General features: G+C 39.0%; 13 protein-coding genes. 1 reads left to right on the top strand and 12 read right to left on the bottom strand.

The window, feature by feature from the left end; genetic code table 11:
• Positions 1-67 precede the first annotated feature (67 nt).
• Complete coding sequence (locus G6N06_RS10145) at positions 68-1,378, bottom strand: ABC1 kinase family protein (RefSeq protein ID WP_163516475.1); 1,311 nt, start codon at positions 1,376-1,378, stop codon at positions 68-70.
• Positions 1,379-2,035 carry a TetR family transcriptional regulator C-terminal domain-containing protein gene (locus G6N06_RS10140; RefSeq protein ID WP_163516474.1) on the bottom strand — a complete coding sequence of 219 codons (657 nt, stop codon included), beginning with the start codon at positions 2,033-2,035 and terminating at the stop codon, positions 1,379-1,381.
• A 235-nt stretch (positions 2,036-2,270) separates the two neighbouring features.
• Between G6N06_RS10140 and G6N06_RS10135 the strand changes: the two genes are divergently transcribed.
• Complete coding sequence (locus tag G6N06_RS10135) at positions 2,271-3,116, top strand: DUF2911 domain-containing protein (protein WP_163516471.1); 846 nt, start codon at positions 2,271-2,273, stop codon at positions 3,114-3,116.
• Between the two features lie 63 nt (positions 3,117-3,179).
• Here the strand turns inward: G6N06_RS10135 and G6N06_RS10130 are convergent, their stop codons facing one another.
• The 10 genes from G6N06_RS10130 to G6N06_RS10085 form a co-directional block, all read right to left on the bottom strand.
• Positions 3,180-4,160: a Gfo/Idh/MocA family protein gene (locus tag G6N06_RS10130; RefSeq protein WP_163516470.1), complete on the bottom strand. Its 981-nt coding sequence runs from the start codon at positions 4,158-4,160 to the stop codon at positions 3,180-3,182.
• Positions 4,147-5,835: a sodium:solute symporter family protein gene (locus G6N06_RS10125; protein WP_163516468.1), complete on the bottom strand. Its 1,689-nt coding sequence runs from the start codon at positions 5,833-5,835 to the stop codon at positions 4,147-4,149. The genes G6N06_RS10130 and G6N06_RS10125 overlap by 14 nt, the downstream gene beginning before the upstream one ends.
• Before the next feature lie 183 nt (positions 5,836-6,018).
• Positions 6,019-8,544 (bottom strand): PIG-L family deacetylase, encoded by a 2,526-nt coding sequence (locus G6N06_RS10120; protein ID WP_163516466.1) that lies wholly within the window; start codon positions 8,542-8,544, stop codon positions 6,019-6,021.
• Between the two features lie 147 nt (positions 8,545-8,691).
• Entirely contained in the window at positions 8,692-9,246 is a 555-nt protein-coding gene (locus G6N06_RS10115) for a mechanosensitive ion channel domain-containing protein (RefSeq protein WP_163516464.1), read from the bottom strand.
• Between the two features lie 50 nt (positions 9,247-9,296).
• Positions 9,297-10,229, bottom strand: a complete 933-nt coding sequence (locus tag G6N06_RS10110) for a septum formation inhibitor Maf (protein ID WP_163516461.1) — start codon at positions 10,227-10,229, stop codon at positions 9,297-9,299.
• Between the two features lie 29 nt (positions 10,230-10,258).
• Entirely contained in the window at positions 10,259-10,852 is a 594-nt protein-coding gene (locus G6N06_RS10105) for a Maf-like protein (RefSeq protein ID WP_163516460.1), read from the bottom strand.
• 221 nt (positions 10,853-11,073) lie between these two features.
• Entirely contained in the window at positions 11,074-11,997 is a 924-nt protein-coding gene (locus G6N06_RS10100) for a geranylgeranylglycerol-phosphate geranylgeranyltransferase (protein ID WP_163516459.1), read from the bottom strand.
• 244 nt (positions 11,998-12,241) lie between these two features.
• Positions 12,242-12,772 (bottom strand): KdsC family phosphatase, encoded by a 531-nt coding sequence (locus tag G6N06_RS10095; RefSeq protein ID WP_163516458.1) that lies wholly within the window; start codon positions 12,770-12,772, stop codon positions 12,242-12,244.
• Complete coding sequence (locus G6N06_RS10090) at positions 12,753-13,568, bottom strand: Rossmann-like and DUF2520 domain-containing protein (RefSeq protein ID WP_163516457.1); 816 nt, start codon at positions 13,566-13,568, stop codon at positions 12,753-12,755. The genes G6N06_RS10095 and G6N06_RS10090 overlap by 20 nt, the downstream gene beginning before the upstream one ends.
• Before the next feature lie 113 nt (positions 13,569-13,681).
• Entirely contained in the window at positions 13,682-14,269 is a 588-nt protein-coding gene (locus G6N06_RS10085; RefSeq protein WP_163516456.1) for a Crp/Fnr family transcriptional regulator, read from the bottom strand.
• Positions 14,270-14,302: the final 33 nt, after the last annotated feature.

Here is a 14,302-nt window from a genome sequence, read left to right as displayed (position 1 = left end):
TTCTGGAACGTCTATAGACAAGAAGGATGGTGTCAAGATTTTTAAAAAAGGAAAAGAGGTTTATATCTTATAGGGTCGTAAAATTGTTGATTTTGATGTCTTTAGCCTTTAGGTCGAACATGAGGTTGTAGAGTCCAAAAAACGTTCGGTTCATATAGATAAAATGTTTGGACCCTCGGTTGCCGTTCATTTTCCGAAGTTCGGTGTTCTTTGAATACCGTTGTCCCAATTCAGTAATCTTACCGAAAAAATCGGCATCTGAAAAATCAAAGGTTTCAGAGTGGAATGGCTGTGTGAACAAACTCAATAACTCATGGAACATGGTAGTGAAAAACGCAATTTCTTCCTCTGAATCATCTTCCCGCAAAATTTCCAACTGATAGAGTTTTGAAGTAAACAAAGTTTGATCTGATATGTTCTCAGGCTTTGCCAGCTCAAAATAAGGTTCGTAAAAGTCGTCCGGAATGGTTTTCATACAGCCAAAATCCAACGCCACTAAATTGTGTTCCTTGGACACTAAGAAATTCCCGGGATGCGGATCGGCATGTACCTTTTTAAGGACGTGGATTTGGTACATATAAAAATCCCAAAGCGCCTGACCCAATTTGTTGGCCACTTCCTGATTGGTGTTGTGAGCCGTAAATTCCGAAAGATGCTCACCATCCATATAGTCCATGGTGATAATTCTTTCGGAGGATAGGTCTTCATAATATTGAGGAAACAAAAGATGTGGAATATGCGAACATGCCGCAGCAATTTCCTTGCTGTGCTGCATTTCCAGAATATAGTTTGTTTCCTCAATAAGCTTTCCTTCAACTTCCTTAAAATATTTGTCTGAATCCTTGCCCTTTATATTGAACATTTTCATGGCAATAGGCTTTACAAGGGCCAAATCAGACGAAATACTTTCAGCAACTCCAGGGTATTGGATTTTCACAGCAAGTTTCTTCCCGTTTTTTTCTGCCATATGGACTTGGCCGATACTGGCAGCATTTACAGAAGTTGTGTTGAAGGAGTCATAAAGCTCATTGGGCATTTTGCCAAAATAGGTTTTAAAAGTTTTGATTACCAGGGGTGGCGACAATGGCGGTACCGAAAATTGAGCCAAGGAGAATTTCTCGACATAGGCCTGAGGCATGATGCTTTTTTCCATACTCAGCATTTGCGCAACTTTTAGGGCGCTGCCCTTGAGTTGTTTTAAACTGTCGTAAATGTCTTCAGCATTGTTTTCATTTAGTTTTAAACGTGCCTCATCTTCGGATTTGGTCAATTTATCACCATAATATTTGAGGTAATTGACGCCAACCTTGGCGCCAGTTGAAACCAATTTTGAAGCTCTTTGGATTTTTGAGGTGGGGATTCTGTCGATTGTTTTCATTTATTTCATTTGAATTTTTTCCTTAAAGAGGAATTTCCCTAGGTCGATCACGCTTTTCAACGGAGTAATATTCAGAATGTCAAAACTGGTGTTGACCGACTTTTCAATGAAAACATCCGTTTTCTCAAAGGAAGTGGAGGTGTCGTCCATCCAGAACTTCATGGTCAACAACAGCTGTATCCATGCCGATTCTTGCAAGGCACGACGTTGTATTTTATCTATCCGTTCTTCTTTCAAATCTAAAGTTTCAATGTCTAAACTTGCAATATAATTTGTAAAGCCTGTTTTCAATTCGGTCAGGACCGATAGGTTTTTTAAAGCATTTTTATGTTGTTGCAGCGCAAATAACACATAGCTTCTGTTGGCCGTTAAATTCTCAAAAAAGGTAAAGTAAAAACTTAACAATTTATTGCGGGCATCAAACAGCTGGTAGTCGTCACTTTTATTCAAAAGCTTTAATGTATCCTCAAAAAGCACTCTGAAAATACGCTTTTCGACGGCTTCAAAGGTTCCAAAATGTTCGTAAAACTTAGATTCCTCAAAGTTGTTGGTCTTAGCGAACATATAAACTGATTTTGGTGGTGCGCCGTGTTCTAAAACATAATCCATATAAAAAGAAAGGATGTTTTGATCTGATATGTTTTTCTTTTTTGCCATGATGGTAATTTTGATGTAAAGATACAATATGTTTAACCTTTAATGTATTCTATTAAACAAAATTTAACAAGGGTTTATGATTGGCACATATTGACGTATATATTGATTTAACGGAGTGCATTTCAATAATTTAGCTTTAGCCCGGTTTTTAATTTAAGATTTCGTTAACAATTGAGGGTTTTAAAAACTGTAATTTTACCTTTTGAATAAAAAAATCAATTAAAAATAAAATATTATGAAAAAAATTATGCTGCTTTTTGGTGTTATAGGAATGACTTTTTCCGTAAACGCCCAAATTCAAACGCCACAGCCAAGCCTGTTTTCTAAAGTTGAGCAAACGGTTGGATTGACAGAGGTGTCTTTGGAATATTCACGTCCAAATATGAGAGGTCGTACTATTTTTGGCGATTTGGTGCCTTACGGACGAGTATGGCGTTTAGGTGCCAATGCGAATACCAAAATCACGTTTAGCACCAACGTCACCGTAGGAGGAAAAGAATTAAAGGCCGGAACTTATGCGCTATTTGCCATCCCTAATGAAAATAATTGGGATGTTGTATTTTATTCGAGCGCGGAAAATTGGGGTGCACCTCAAGAATTGGATGAATCTAAGATTGCTGCTAAGGTAAAAGTAGAAACTTATAAATTGCCAATGGATATTGAAACCTTCACCATGAGTTTTGACGACCTTTCTAGTACGGGTGCTACTCTTGGGATGATGTGGGCCAATGTTTATGCTGGTGTAAAATTTGAAGTGCCAACCGATAAGATTGTAGCGGCGTCTATTGATAAAGTGATGAACGGTCCTGGAGCTGGCGATTATTATGCTGCGGCTGTGTACTATTTTCAAGAAGACAAGGATATTAACCAAGCCAAAACATGGATGGACAAAGCGATGTCCATGATTCCAAAACCAGCTTTTTATCAATTAAGACAACAGTCGTTAATTTATGCAAAGGCAGGTGACAAAAAAGGAGCGATTGAACTTGCCAAAAAATCCTTGAAGGCCTCAGAAGAAGCTGGTAATCTTGACTATATCAAAATGAATAAGGATTCCTTGAAAGAATGGGGAGCTAAATAAATAAGAGCTAAATAAGAATCAGATAATAGTAGCCTCACAAAATTTTGTGGGGCTACTTTGTTTTCAATCGTATTTAAGGTTGATAAGATGTCTTACATCATCCAAAATAAACATTAAATCCCTACTGAAATCATGGGTCATGATTGGGCTTTCTGTTTTGTTGTTTCGTAACAGCTCATTAAAATGTTCCGTTTCGTAATTATAACCAAGGGTGCGACAGTCGAAAGTATGGGTGGTCTGTTTACCGTCATGGGTGATGGTTACTGTTGAAGGACGATGAAACTGTCCATTGATTTTAATGATGCCCTTTTCACAATAAAAGATGGCCTCTGTTGGTGTTTTTTCTAAAAATGAACTCTTTAAAAATGCTTTGACGCCGTTATAATAGTTAAAGATGATCTTACAGGACGCATCTACACCATTATCAAAAAACCTCGCTTTTGCTTCCACGTCAACGGGTCTGCCCAAGGTGGACAAAGCTGCAAAAATAGGGTAGATGCCAATATCCAATAAACTACCGCCACCAAGCGATTTATTGAAAACACGAGAATGCATATCCATTTTGGGTTGAAATCCAAAATCGGCTTCTAGTTTTGTGATGGCGCCATATCGGCCAGTGGCCAATTCCTTTAAAACAAATTGGTAGTGCGGCAGAAAATAGGTCCATAGGGCTTCCATCAATAAGACGTTATTGGCGTTGGCCGCAGCAATCATCTCTTCGACTTCCTGAAGATTCATGGCCAAGGGTTTTTCGCATAACACAGCTTTTTTATGGTTCAGGCATAAAATGGTGTATTCCTTATGAAAACTATGTGGTGTTGCAATATAGATGGCGTCGATGTTGGGATCGGCAGCCAGGCTTTCATAATTGCCATAAGCCTTGGTAGCGTTGTGTTGTTTTGCAAATGAATTGGCCTTTTCCTGCTGTCTGGAGGCCACTGCATAAAGCTCGCTATGCTGAACAGTTTGAAGGTCTGTTGCGAATTTATTGGCAATCTTACCGAGTCCGATAATGCCCCAACGTATGGTTCTAGGCGTTTTCATTTTGTGGTGAATTAATGGTTTGAAGTACAAAAGCGATTCCAATGACTAGGGCACATCCAAATAAATTGAGCCATAAATAAGGCATCCAATCATACCACCAACCCGTAATGACGATGGCTTGTGTAATTAAAGCGGCTACAAATACGGCATTGCCTTTTACATATTTAAAGAAGAATGCCAGCAAGAATATCCCCAATACGTTACCGTAAAAAACGGAGCCTATAATATTGACCAGTTGAATTAGATTGTCAGCCAAATAAGCTACACTGGCAATCAATATGGCCAAACTACCCCAACCAAAGGTAAACCATTTTGATATTTTTAAATAATGGCTTTCATCTTTGTCCTTTACGAAACTTCGTTTGTATAGATCCATCGTGGTGGTTGATGCCAAGGCATTAAGTTCGCTGGCCGTACTGGACATGGCTGCACTCAATATAACTGCCAATAACAAGCCGATTAAACCTCGCGGTAGATTGTTTAAAATAAAATGGATAAACACATAATCTTTGTCATTGGTTTCAACCGAAAGTGTCTGTTCTTTATTTGCTTTGACGATCAATTCTTTGGCAGCCTCCCTGTTTGCTCTATCACCCAAATTATAGGAGGCAATCTGTCGGGCAATGGCATCGCTTTTGGTATTGGCATAAGCGGTCATCAAATCCTTTTTCTTCGTAAAAATTTCGTCTTGTTCGTTTTGCAATTGGATGTATTCTTTAGCATAGGAAGAATTCATAACGGTTTCCGTAGCGGCGGGATTGAAATTAATGGGAGAGGTGTTGAATTGATAGAATACGAAAACCATGACACCAACCAATAGGATGAAAAATTGCATCGGTACTTTTAACAATCCGTTGAAAATCAGTCCCATTTGCATCTCTTTTACTGATTTTCCTGAAAGATAACGTTGCACCTGACTCTGATCCGTCCCAAAATAGGAAAGGGCCAGAAACGTTCCACCAATAAGGCCGCTCCAAAATGTATAGCGATTGTTGAAATCGAATGAAAAATCGAGGATATCCATTTTCCCGCTGGCACTGGCAATCTCCAATGCGTTCGTGAACGTGATATTCTCAGGAAGGTAACTCACAATGAGAAAAAATGCGATAAACATGCCTGTGAAAATAACGGCCATTTGTTGTTTTTGCGTGATACTCACCGCTTTTGTGCCTCCAGAAACCGTATAGATAATAACCAAAATTCCGATGATGATGATGAGTATATTCAAGTTCCAACCTAAGACAGCGGATAGAATAATGGCAGGTGCATAAATGGTGATGCCAGCCGCCAATCCGCGTTGGATCAAAAACAGGATAGCGGTCAGACTTCTGGTTTTGAGATCAAACCGATTTTCTAAAAATTCATAGGCCGTATAAACCTTGAGTCGATAATACAACGGAATAAACACCAAACAGATGATGATCATGGCAATAGGTAATCCAAAATAGAATTGGACAAAGCCCATTCCATCATGAAACGCTTGACCGGGGGTTGAAAGAAATGTAATAGCACTGGCTTGTGTTGCCATTACACTCAAACCAATGGTCCACCATTTGGCCTCGTTGCCACCCTTTATATAATCCTGAACATTTTTGCTGCCCCTAGTTTTCCAAGTGCCATAGGCTACGATAAACACCAGAGTTCCAATAAGTACAATCCAATCCAATGTCTGCATCTTAGAAGGATTTCATGATAAAATAGAATAATACAATATAAATGGCATTGGCAATCAGCACTAAAGTGTATGATTTTTTCCAACGCTCTTTTGGTGGTTGTGTCTGCATAGTTCTTATTTTTAAAACATCCTTTTTGTCTTGACCTATTGGGTATGAAATCGGGGAAATTTGCTATGGAAGCATTAATTTTTCAGTTGTTGACTTGTTTTAAGGCTCTCTTTCCCCACAGAAAGCATATTGGCAAATAAACGGTAAGCGCCGGCTACGCCTTCAGGAAATTCCCTGAAAAAGCTCAGGCCGGTATAAATATAATGGCCTTTGCCGTATTTGGCCACTAATAAACTGCCCTCTTTAGGGGATTCATTTTTGTCGTGCATGGATAAAACTGGGGTAAATTCCTTTGACCATTGATTAGGAAAGTAGAGGCCTCGTTCCTGAACCCAACCTTCAAAATCCTTTGTGGTGATCTTGTTGGGATAGTTGAGCAGATCATTGGTTGTATTTAATAATACCACCTCGGAGTTTTCATCGGTTACACGATCTCTTGACAATTTTAACGGATATGGTGCCAATTGATCAACAACAAGTCCTCCGTTGGTATTGTACTGGACAATTAAATTTCCACCTTGCTCTACAAAATCGAATAAATGTTGCTGTTTAAACTTTAGGGCATCCACAGTATTGTAGGCTCTGATTCCGACGACAATCGCATCAAAACGGCTCAGGGTTTCGGCATTGATTTCTTCAGGCTTGATGATGGCCACATTATAGCCAATTTGTCGCAGGCTTTCGGGAACAACATCTCCGGCTCCTTCAATATAGCCTATGTTTTCTCCTTTTTTCCTGATGTCCAATCGGACCACTCTACTATCATTTGGCAACAGTACCATTTGAAACGGAATATGATCATAGTTGATTTCTACCAATTTTTTACTGTAAACCTCGCCGCCAACGTAAACCATTGGCGTCAATAGGCCTTCACTCTGATTTTTTGGAGGAATGACTGTAAAGATTAGGCTTTGTTCCTCGCCTTTATTTGTAATGGTGATATGTTGTTTTTCCGGATACACCTGCCAACCTTGTGGATGTGATAATTGCACATAGCCTTCTATAGTATTCCGATTGGCCTTTACGATCACCTGAATCTCCTTTTGTTGGTCATCGGCAAAAATGATAACGGGTTCTGCAATATGGGCGGCAACTACTGGGACAATTTCAAATGGCTTATAAACCTCACCTTTTACAGGATCGTTGGTTTTATAGACAATTGGTTTGGTGTACGATAATGGTTCCCCTTCAACGGAAACATGGAAAGTGGCGGTAATTTCTTTTGGCGTTTCAGGCAGGCCAATCAAGCTTTGGTCATCAACTTTATACATGCCCAAGCTGCCCTTGGTTTCCAACCAATAGGGGGTGGAGTAGGAGGCCGAAGAGGGAATGTATATTTGTGATTCAAATCGATGGGAATCGTTGAATTTTAAATCTGTATTTTTTTCAATCGTTGTGCCGTCAGATAAGCTTATGGAATTTAATCTCATGTTTTGGGGGCTGCGGTTGATGGCCTCCAATTCTAATGTCATCTTGCTATTAGGAGTGGCCAGATTGGACTCTGCCACAGCTTCCAAAAACAGGCCAGCGCAGGCAGCAATGACGTTTTTAAGATCTTTGGACTTCACGGTTTTCCAATGGGAGTTTTCGAGTTTTTGAACCAACCTATAGGCCTCCACCAATTTAGGAATAGATGCTGACGGATTTTTGAAATCGTAATTGTCCTGTACCTCTTTCAATAATTCTCCAATGCGTTGACCATTTTTGACTCGGTTCCAACTGGTATCAATGCCTTCAAAAATATTGTTTTTATCTTTTGGAGCATCGCCTTTTATGAGTTCCAAATATTCGAAATCACTTCCCCGAGTTCCTGTATTCCCAAAACCTTGCGATTTATGTGCACTTCTGCTCAGTGCCGCAATTTCAGGATTTGATAAGCCGAGAGCAGGATAGAAGTCGCCTACTTCCACGGCATACTGATTCGTTTTATCGGCAGCCTCAAATTTTTCTTTACTGCCATAAAACCACCAGGACGTATTGAAAAACTCGCGTTTGGCTTGCCAAACGTCAACTGATTTCAATTGATTAGGGAATTTTGATTTATCGGCGGCATAATCAAATGCTTTCAGGCTCAACAGGGCCGAACTGGTATGATGGCCATGGGTTGTTCCAGGGCTTCTATGATCAAATCGATTGATAATTATGTCCGGTTGGAAGTTTCGGATGGCCCAAACAACATCGCTCAACACCTCGTTTTCATTCCAAATAGCCAAGGTCTCATCAGGATGTTTGGAGTAGCCAAAGTCATCGGCTCTAGTAAACAATTGCTCACCACCATCAATTCGGCGTGCGGCCAACAATTCTTGGGTTCTGATCACCCCCAAAAGCTCTTTAAGTTCCGGTCCAATGAGATTTTGTCCACCATCACCTCGGGTTAGGGAAAGATACGCTGTTCTTGCCTTCACACCGTTGGCCATATGCGAAATAAGTCGCGTGTTTTCATCATCAGGGTGTGCTGCAACATAGAGCACAGATCCAAGAAAACTGAGTTTTTCTATGGCTTGGTAAATCTCTGAACTTGTAGGCTTTGTAGGATGTTGTGCTTGAGTGGGAAAACAGTATAATAAGACAATTAAAAAGAAAAAATAGGGTTTGAACATGTTTTGGACTTTAGCGTATGCCTCAAATATAAAAAAGAAGCACCGTAATTTCCGATTTTAGTTTTTATTTAACTCAAAATCTGAACGATTCGATTCTTTTTGAGAGGACATAAGAAAAAATGAAATAAGATTAACGGAGAATGAATCCTATTTATCGACTTTTATCAAATCGTTATCATCGTCAAGCACATCATAAATGGCGTCCTTTTTGATTAAAGTCACTGGTTTTTGAAGCATTAGGTTGTTTGGGTAAGTGATCAAATCGCCATTTTCAATTCGCAAATGCAATTGAAAGGCCCTAATGTCCTCAATGATCCCTTCCAAAGGGAAATCGTGGTCGTGTATTTTTATTTTATCACCTACTTTATAAGGAAACGAAAGGAACATGATGATGCCCGATGTGATGTTGCTCAGAATTGACCAGATAGCGAAAAGACCAATTCCAATGACAGCAAATACAGATGAAAAAAGTACCACCAGATCATTCGCCTGCGTTCCAAAAATAAAAGGAATGATTAAAAGAGCGAGCATTAACAGTGCTACGCTCACGTAACGTTGCATTAACTGGGTTCGTGCTATATTAATACCGTTTTTTCTCGATATTTTACCAATTAGCGCATTGACAAAATACCTGGTAACCAATAAAAAAAGTAGCACAATGCCCGTATAAATGAACTCTTGCTGATAGTTTTGAAAAAACATAAATTTATGATATAAAATTATTTGCAAAGATACACAGAAAAGATAGAGTTCTATTGTAAACCGAGGCTTTCTCTCAATGGGAGATCGTCATTTGTGGTCCTGTTCCAATAGTCCGATTTTATCGTTTTTAATTTAGTCGCTTTCGTGGTCAAGGGCTTGGCCTTATCACCAAATCCGCTTATAAAGGTCTCTTCCCAGGACGTAATGTCAAAAGGAAATTGCGGGTTGAATTGGATGCTGAGACTTCGGTTTAAATCGGGATAAGTGATGGTGTAGGTGCCTGATGTCAATTCTGCGGAAGCCGGATAAGCTCTAAAAGGAATGTGTCGGAGGCGTAAAAATTCGAAAGACGGAACGACTTCCAAATTGCCAATTGGCAAGCTTTCTGGATGGATACGCAATTGTGTCCATAATTCGTTTTCGAGAATGGCTTTGCCCATGCTAAAATCTTCATCAGCTTCACCCTCAAAATAAGAATGGGAGACCACTTCAAATTCTGAACGGTTATTGAGTTGGGTATAGACATGCCCACACCATTCTTGTACAGAGCACGATATCTTTAACGCGTGTTGATTGTTTGCCAACGGATAAAAAACGCTTTGCATGATGCTATACGGATAAATGCCGGTATGGAAGTTTTTTGTGGCATTTAACTTTAGGACAGGGATATTTGTGGGTGATGATTGGTCTGCTTTTACTTGCTCTTCCTTTAAAAATGGTTCGGTAACAAAAACCAATACGGCACTGCCTTCTCGGATTTCACCATAGCGTCCTTGTTCTAAGGCATAGGATGTAATTTCGGCCTCATTGGCAAACCAATAGGCTTTGAATTCGTCTGTTAATGGCTGGGCACTTTTCAACGTTTCTTCTGTAGCAAAGGATGTTATATCTTTTTCCTTTTGAATTTCCTGCGGGTCTTCCTTGCATGAAAACAGTGTTAGGAATATAAAAGTAAGACCAATTAGTGGGAATGATAGTTTCATATAATATCGTTTTGACTAAAAATACAATGTTAAATCTTTTGGACCATCTCATTTAACGTTTCATAAACAAGATGTGTTGGAAGGCCCATGACATTAAAATAAGAACCTTCTATTTTGGTGACTCCAATCTGACCGATCCATTCTTGAATACCATAAGCGCCCGCTTTATCAAAAGGTTTGCAGGTTTTGATATAATAGTCAATTTCTTCATCAGTAAATCGCTTAAAGGTCACTTTTGTCACTGCATTGACCGTTTTTTCGAAGGAAGTCGAGGTGAAACAGACCGAGGTAATGACCTCATGGGTGACATTGCTCAATGATTTGATGATCTCAAAAGCTTCAGCAGCGTTTCTTGGTTTGCCCAGGGCTTTATTCTTGAGCCACACAATCGTATCACTGGTGATGAGGATATCATTCGGTTTTAGATCTTTTTTAAAGGGCAAAGCTTTTAATTGCGCTAAATAATCACTGATTTCGAAATGGGCAAGTCGCAGTGGATATTCTTCAATGACAGGTTTTAAACGGATCTCAAAATCCAATCCCAGATCCTTAAAAAACTGTTGTCGCCTTGGTGAAGCCGAGGCTAAGATGATGTTGTAATCCTTTAGTTTTTCGTTGAGCATTTTTTTAGTCTTCAATGTTCAGTTGGCAGTCTTCCCGCCTTCGCTAAAGCTGCGGACGGGCAGGCAATGTTCAGTAGGCAGTCAACAGTTTGTCAATGCCCAAATTGTGTTGACCAACTATACTTCTTACTTCTACTTTCCAGCGTCCAATTTCCTTCTTCCATCCCCACACCCCTCCGCGCCTTCGCGCATCTGCGAGAGATTAATTTCAAGAAAATCGCCTATTTCAAAACAATGGGATAAAGCAGTAAGGACAGCATCCCAAATAGCATGACTAATTTAAGCATATTGCTAATATGATGAAAATGCTTTTTTGTTTTTGCATGATATGATTTACCCGCGATATAAATTAATGGCACGACAATCAATACAATAAAATATCCGATAAACAATTCATAGTTTAGAAGATAAGTGGCAACATAGTACATGGAACCAAATAGGGGCAATAGTGATACTCCAAACGCTAATTTTGAAGCCCTTTCACGTCCGATGGCTATAGGCAAGGTGTTCATTCCAGATTTATAATCGCCGTCTATATCCTCAAGGTCCTTGATCATTTCACGCACAAGGTTAATTAGAAAGGCAAATAGGGCATAATCAAAAAGGATCTTAAAAAAGGTCAATTGGGTGGTTTGATTTTGATCTGTAATTGCTGGCATTAATTCAAAAACACCAACAATTAGAATACTCAATCCCACCAAGATGGAGATCACGATATTTCCTAATAAAACCATCTGTTTTAAATAGGATGCATAGATATAAAGCATGGCTGAAATGATGACAAAAATGGCAAAAAAGCCACTTCTCCCTACCAAATGTGAGAGGTAAAATCCAATAAGGACTCCAATCACATTGAGTGTGATAAATAGGGTATAGGCAGTTTTTTCAGAAATCTTTTTACCGATAATTACTTTCGCTGGTCTATTGACCAAATCCGTTTCAACATCATAAATATCGTTGATGATATTTCCTGCAGCTGCAATGCACAAGGTAGATAGTACTAAAAGCCCAAACCCAAAGCCATTGAGCGTAATGGTTAGTTCTGTGGTTTCCAAAAAAGGTTGAAATAAGGCGTATTTAATGAGCAATTGTACAAAAGCAATCATCAATAGGTTTTTCCAGCGGATTAAATTTAGAATGTTCAATTGGTTGGTGGTGTTAGTTCAAAATTAAAGGTTCGTAGTTATGAGTTATGAGTTCAGAGTTATGAGTTATGAGTTCAAAATCCAAAATTAATCACCTCTTTTCAAAAGGTTTCCCGCAGATATTCGCAAATTTGAGGGATTTAGTTAACAAATAGTAGGTGTATTAAGTTTAAATTCCAAATCAATAATGCCTAATCCCTCATTACTTGGTCTTCCAATTTCATGCTTCGTGCTTCAAGCGCCATCAGTCATATTTCGCATCAAAATTCCCATTCCATTTTTCCTGTACTTTTAATACCTGCTCAATTACATCTCTCACACAACCTTTTCCGCCGTTTTTATGGGAGATGTATTTTGAAATGGCCTTGATTTCTGGAACTGCATCTTGCGGACAGGTGGGTAATCCGACAAGTTTCATAACGGGATAATCAGGAATGTCATCACCCATATAGAGCACGTTTTCAAGTTTGATATTGTTTTTTTTCAAATAATCATTCAACTGGTCGATTTTATTGTGGGCACCCAAATAGACATCGGTGATTCCCAAACCATTTAAACGTTTGCGAACGCCTTCATTACTACCTCCAGAAATGACGCAAAGATTATATCCAGCGTCTATTGCGGTCTTCATGGCAAACCCATCTTTGATGTGCATGGTTCGCAGCATGTCGCCATTGGTTGTCAATAAAATAGTGCCATCGGTCAAGACCCCATCCACGTCAAGAACAAATGTCGTGATGTGCGCGAGGTATTCTTTATAACTTTTTTCTTCCATGTACTTTATTTTTTTTCGAATGGGTCCTTGGGTCTGTCAAAACGCCATGTGTCTGTTGGATACTTGCGGTCAAGAGTTCATAAATAGCTTTGTGCTGCTCTTTTTTCAACAAATCTAAATGTTTCTTTATGGTTTTCTTGTCTTTGCGTTTTGCAGGACCAGTTTGTGCCATATATGGTGACAGGTTTTGGACTTTTTTTGCAGTTTCTAAGATAAGAGGTTTTAAAATATCAAATTCTACACCTTCTGCTTCAGTAATTTCATGTGCCACCCGGTAGAGTTGATTTGTAAAGTTATTGACAAACACCGCCGCCAAATGTAAGGCTTTACGTTGATTGGTACTGACTTTATGGTATGGACTGCCTATGGCTTTTGACAAGACTTTTAAGGTTGAAAGATCCGATTTATCTATAGCCTCAATACAAATGGGCACATCAGCAAAATCTAAGGTGGCATTTTTACTAAATGTTTGTAGAGGATAAAACACGCCACGTCGGTTTTTTTTGTCAAGGTCGTGAATATTGACCGTGCCAGAAGTATGGACCACCAACCTGTTTTCAAATAGAAATTGTGATGATAAACTCGAAATCGCATCATCGCTGACGGCAATAATATAAAGATCAGCTTCTTTTAATTGCGATAAATCGTCGGTAATTTCAACCCCGTTCTTATAAGATTTCAGACTGCTGATATTTCTGTTAAACCATTGGATGACAGAAACAGAATCTGAATTGTTAAAAGCGTTGAATAAATGCGTTGCGACATTGCCTGCCCCAAGAATAACCACTGAAATCATGTTGCTAAATTAATGAAGAAATAGGAATTAAGAATTAAGAATCCGGAATTTTTGGATTTCAATTAAAATTATGCTTGCAATCGGTCCTGATGCATTTAAAATTGGATCGCTTTTTATATAAATACCTTTCGGTCAATAATTGCTAAAGCTTCTGATTTTTCGAGTTTTTTAATGGCCCTGATCACTGTTTCTACTCGCAATCCGGTTAATTCAGAAATTTGTTGACGGGTTAAAGGCACTTCAAAAGAATTATCACTTTCTGTGCTTCCTTTAAGGTGGTGCAACAGGGTTAAAATACGGTGTTCAGGAGGATAAATGGATACTTCCCGAGCCATTTTTGCTTTGTAAACCATGCGTTTACAAATCAATTTTGTAAATTTTAAATGGATGTCCGGGTGTGTTTTCAACAGGTTGAAAAACGAAACTTTCGGAAGTACAAATATTTCAGAAAAATCAAGGGTCAATGCCGTGGCTGGATATTTGAAAGCTCCAAACAGTGGTGGTTCTCCAAAAGAGTCGCCGTTATCAAAATACCCCTGCACAAATTCCTTTCCTTCTTCAGTCATATTGAACATTTTGACATGACCTATTTTGATCTGAAAATAGAAATCGGCACGGTCACCCTCATTAAAGATGGTTTGGTCCTTGGAATAGCTTTTTAAATGGCCTCCATAGGTGTACATTAAATCTTCAGGAATCATGATCTTATGATTAGAATCATAAAAGTACGAATA

The organism is Gelidibacter japonicus (assembly GCF_010725055.1).
Taxonomy (GTDB): Bacteria; Bacteroidota; Bacteroidia; order Flavobacteriales; family Flavobacteriaceae; genus Gelidibacter; species Gelidibacter japonicus.
The sequence above is the reverse complement of the archived record's forward strand: the minus strand, read 5'-3'. Positions and strand labels throughout refer to the sequence as shown.

Excerpts from the sequence above, each read along its gene's own strand:
- G6N06_RS10145 (WP_163516475.1), bottom strand. The coding sequence starts at position 1,378 with ATGAAAACAATCGACAGAATCCCCACCTCAAAAATCCAAAGAGCTTCA.
- G6N06_RS10105 (WP_163516460.1), bottom strand. The coding sequence starts at position 10,852 with ATGCTCAACGAAAAACTAAAGGATTACAACATCATCTTAGCCTCGGCT.
- G6N06_RS10085 (WP_163516456.1), bottom strand. The coding sequence starts at position 14,269 with ATGATTCCTGAAGATTTAATGTACACCTATGGAGGCCATTTAAAAAGC.
- G6N06_RS10120 (WP_163516466.1), bottom strand. The coding sequence starts at position 8,544 with ATGTTCAAACCCTATTTTTTCTTTTTAATTGTCTTATTATACTGTTTT.
- G6N06_RS10110 (WP_163516461.1), bottom strand. The coding sequence starts at position 10,229 with ATGAAACTATCATTCCCACTAATTGGTCTTACTTTTATATTCCTAACA.
- G6N06_RS10095 (WP_163516458.1), bottom strand. The coding sequence starts at position 12,772 with ATGGAAGAAAAAAGTTATAAAGAATACCTCGCGCACATCACGACATTT.
- G6N06_RS10130 (WP_163516470.1), bottom strand. The coding sequence starts at position 4,160 with ATGAAAACGCCTAGAACCATACGTTGGGGCATTATCGGACTCGGTAAG.
- G6N06_RS10135 (WP_163516471.1), top strand. The coding sequence starts at position 2,271 with ATGAAAAAAATTATGCTGCTTTTTGGTGTTATAGGAATGACTTTTTCC.
- G6N06_RS10115 (WP_163516464.1), bottom strand. The coding sequence starts at position 9,246 with ATGTTTTTTCAAAACTATCAGCAAGAGTTCATTTATACGGGCATTGTG.
- G6N06_RS10090 (WP_163516457.1), bottom strand. The coding sequence starts at position 13,568 with ATGATTTCAGTGGTTATTCTTGGGGCAGGCAATGTCGCAACGCATTTA.
- G6N06_RS10125 (WP_163516468.1), bottom strand. The coding sequence starts at position 5,835 with ATGCAGACATTGGATTGGATTGTACTTATTGGAACTCTGGTGTTTATC.
- G6N06_RS10140 (WP_163516474.1), bottom strand. The coding sequence starts at position 2,035 with ATGGCAAAAAAGAAAAACATATCAGATCAAAACATCCTTTCTTTTTAT.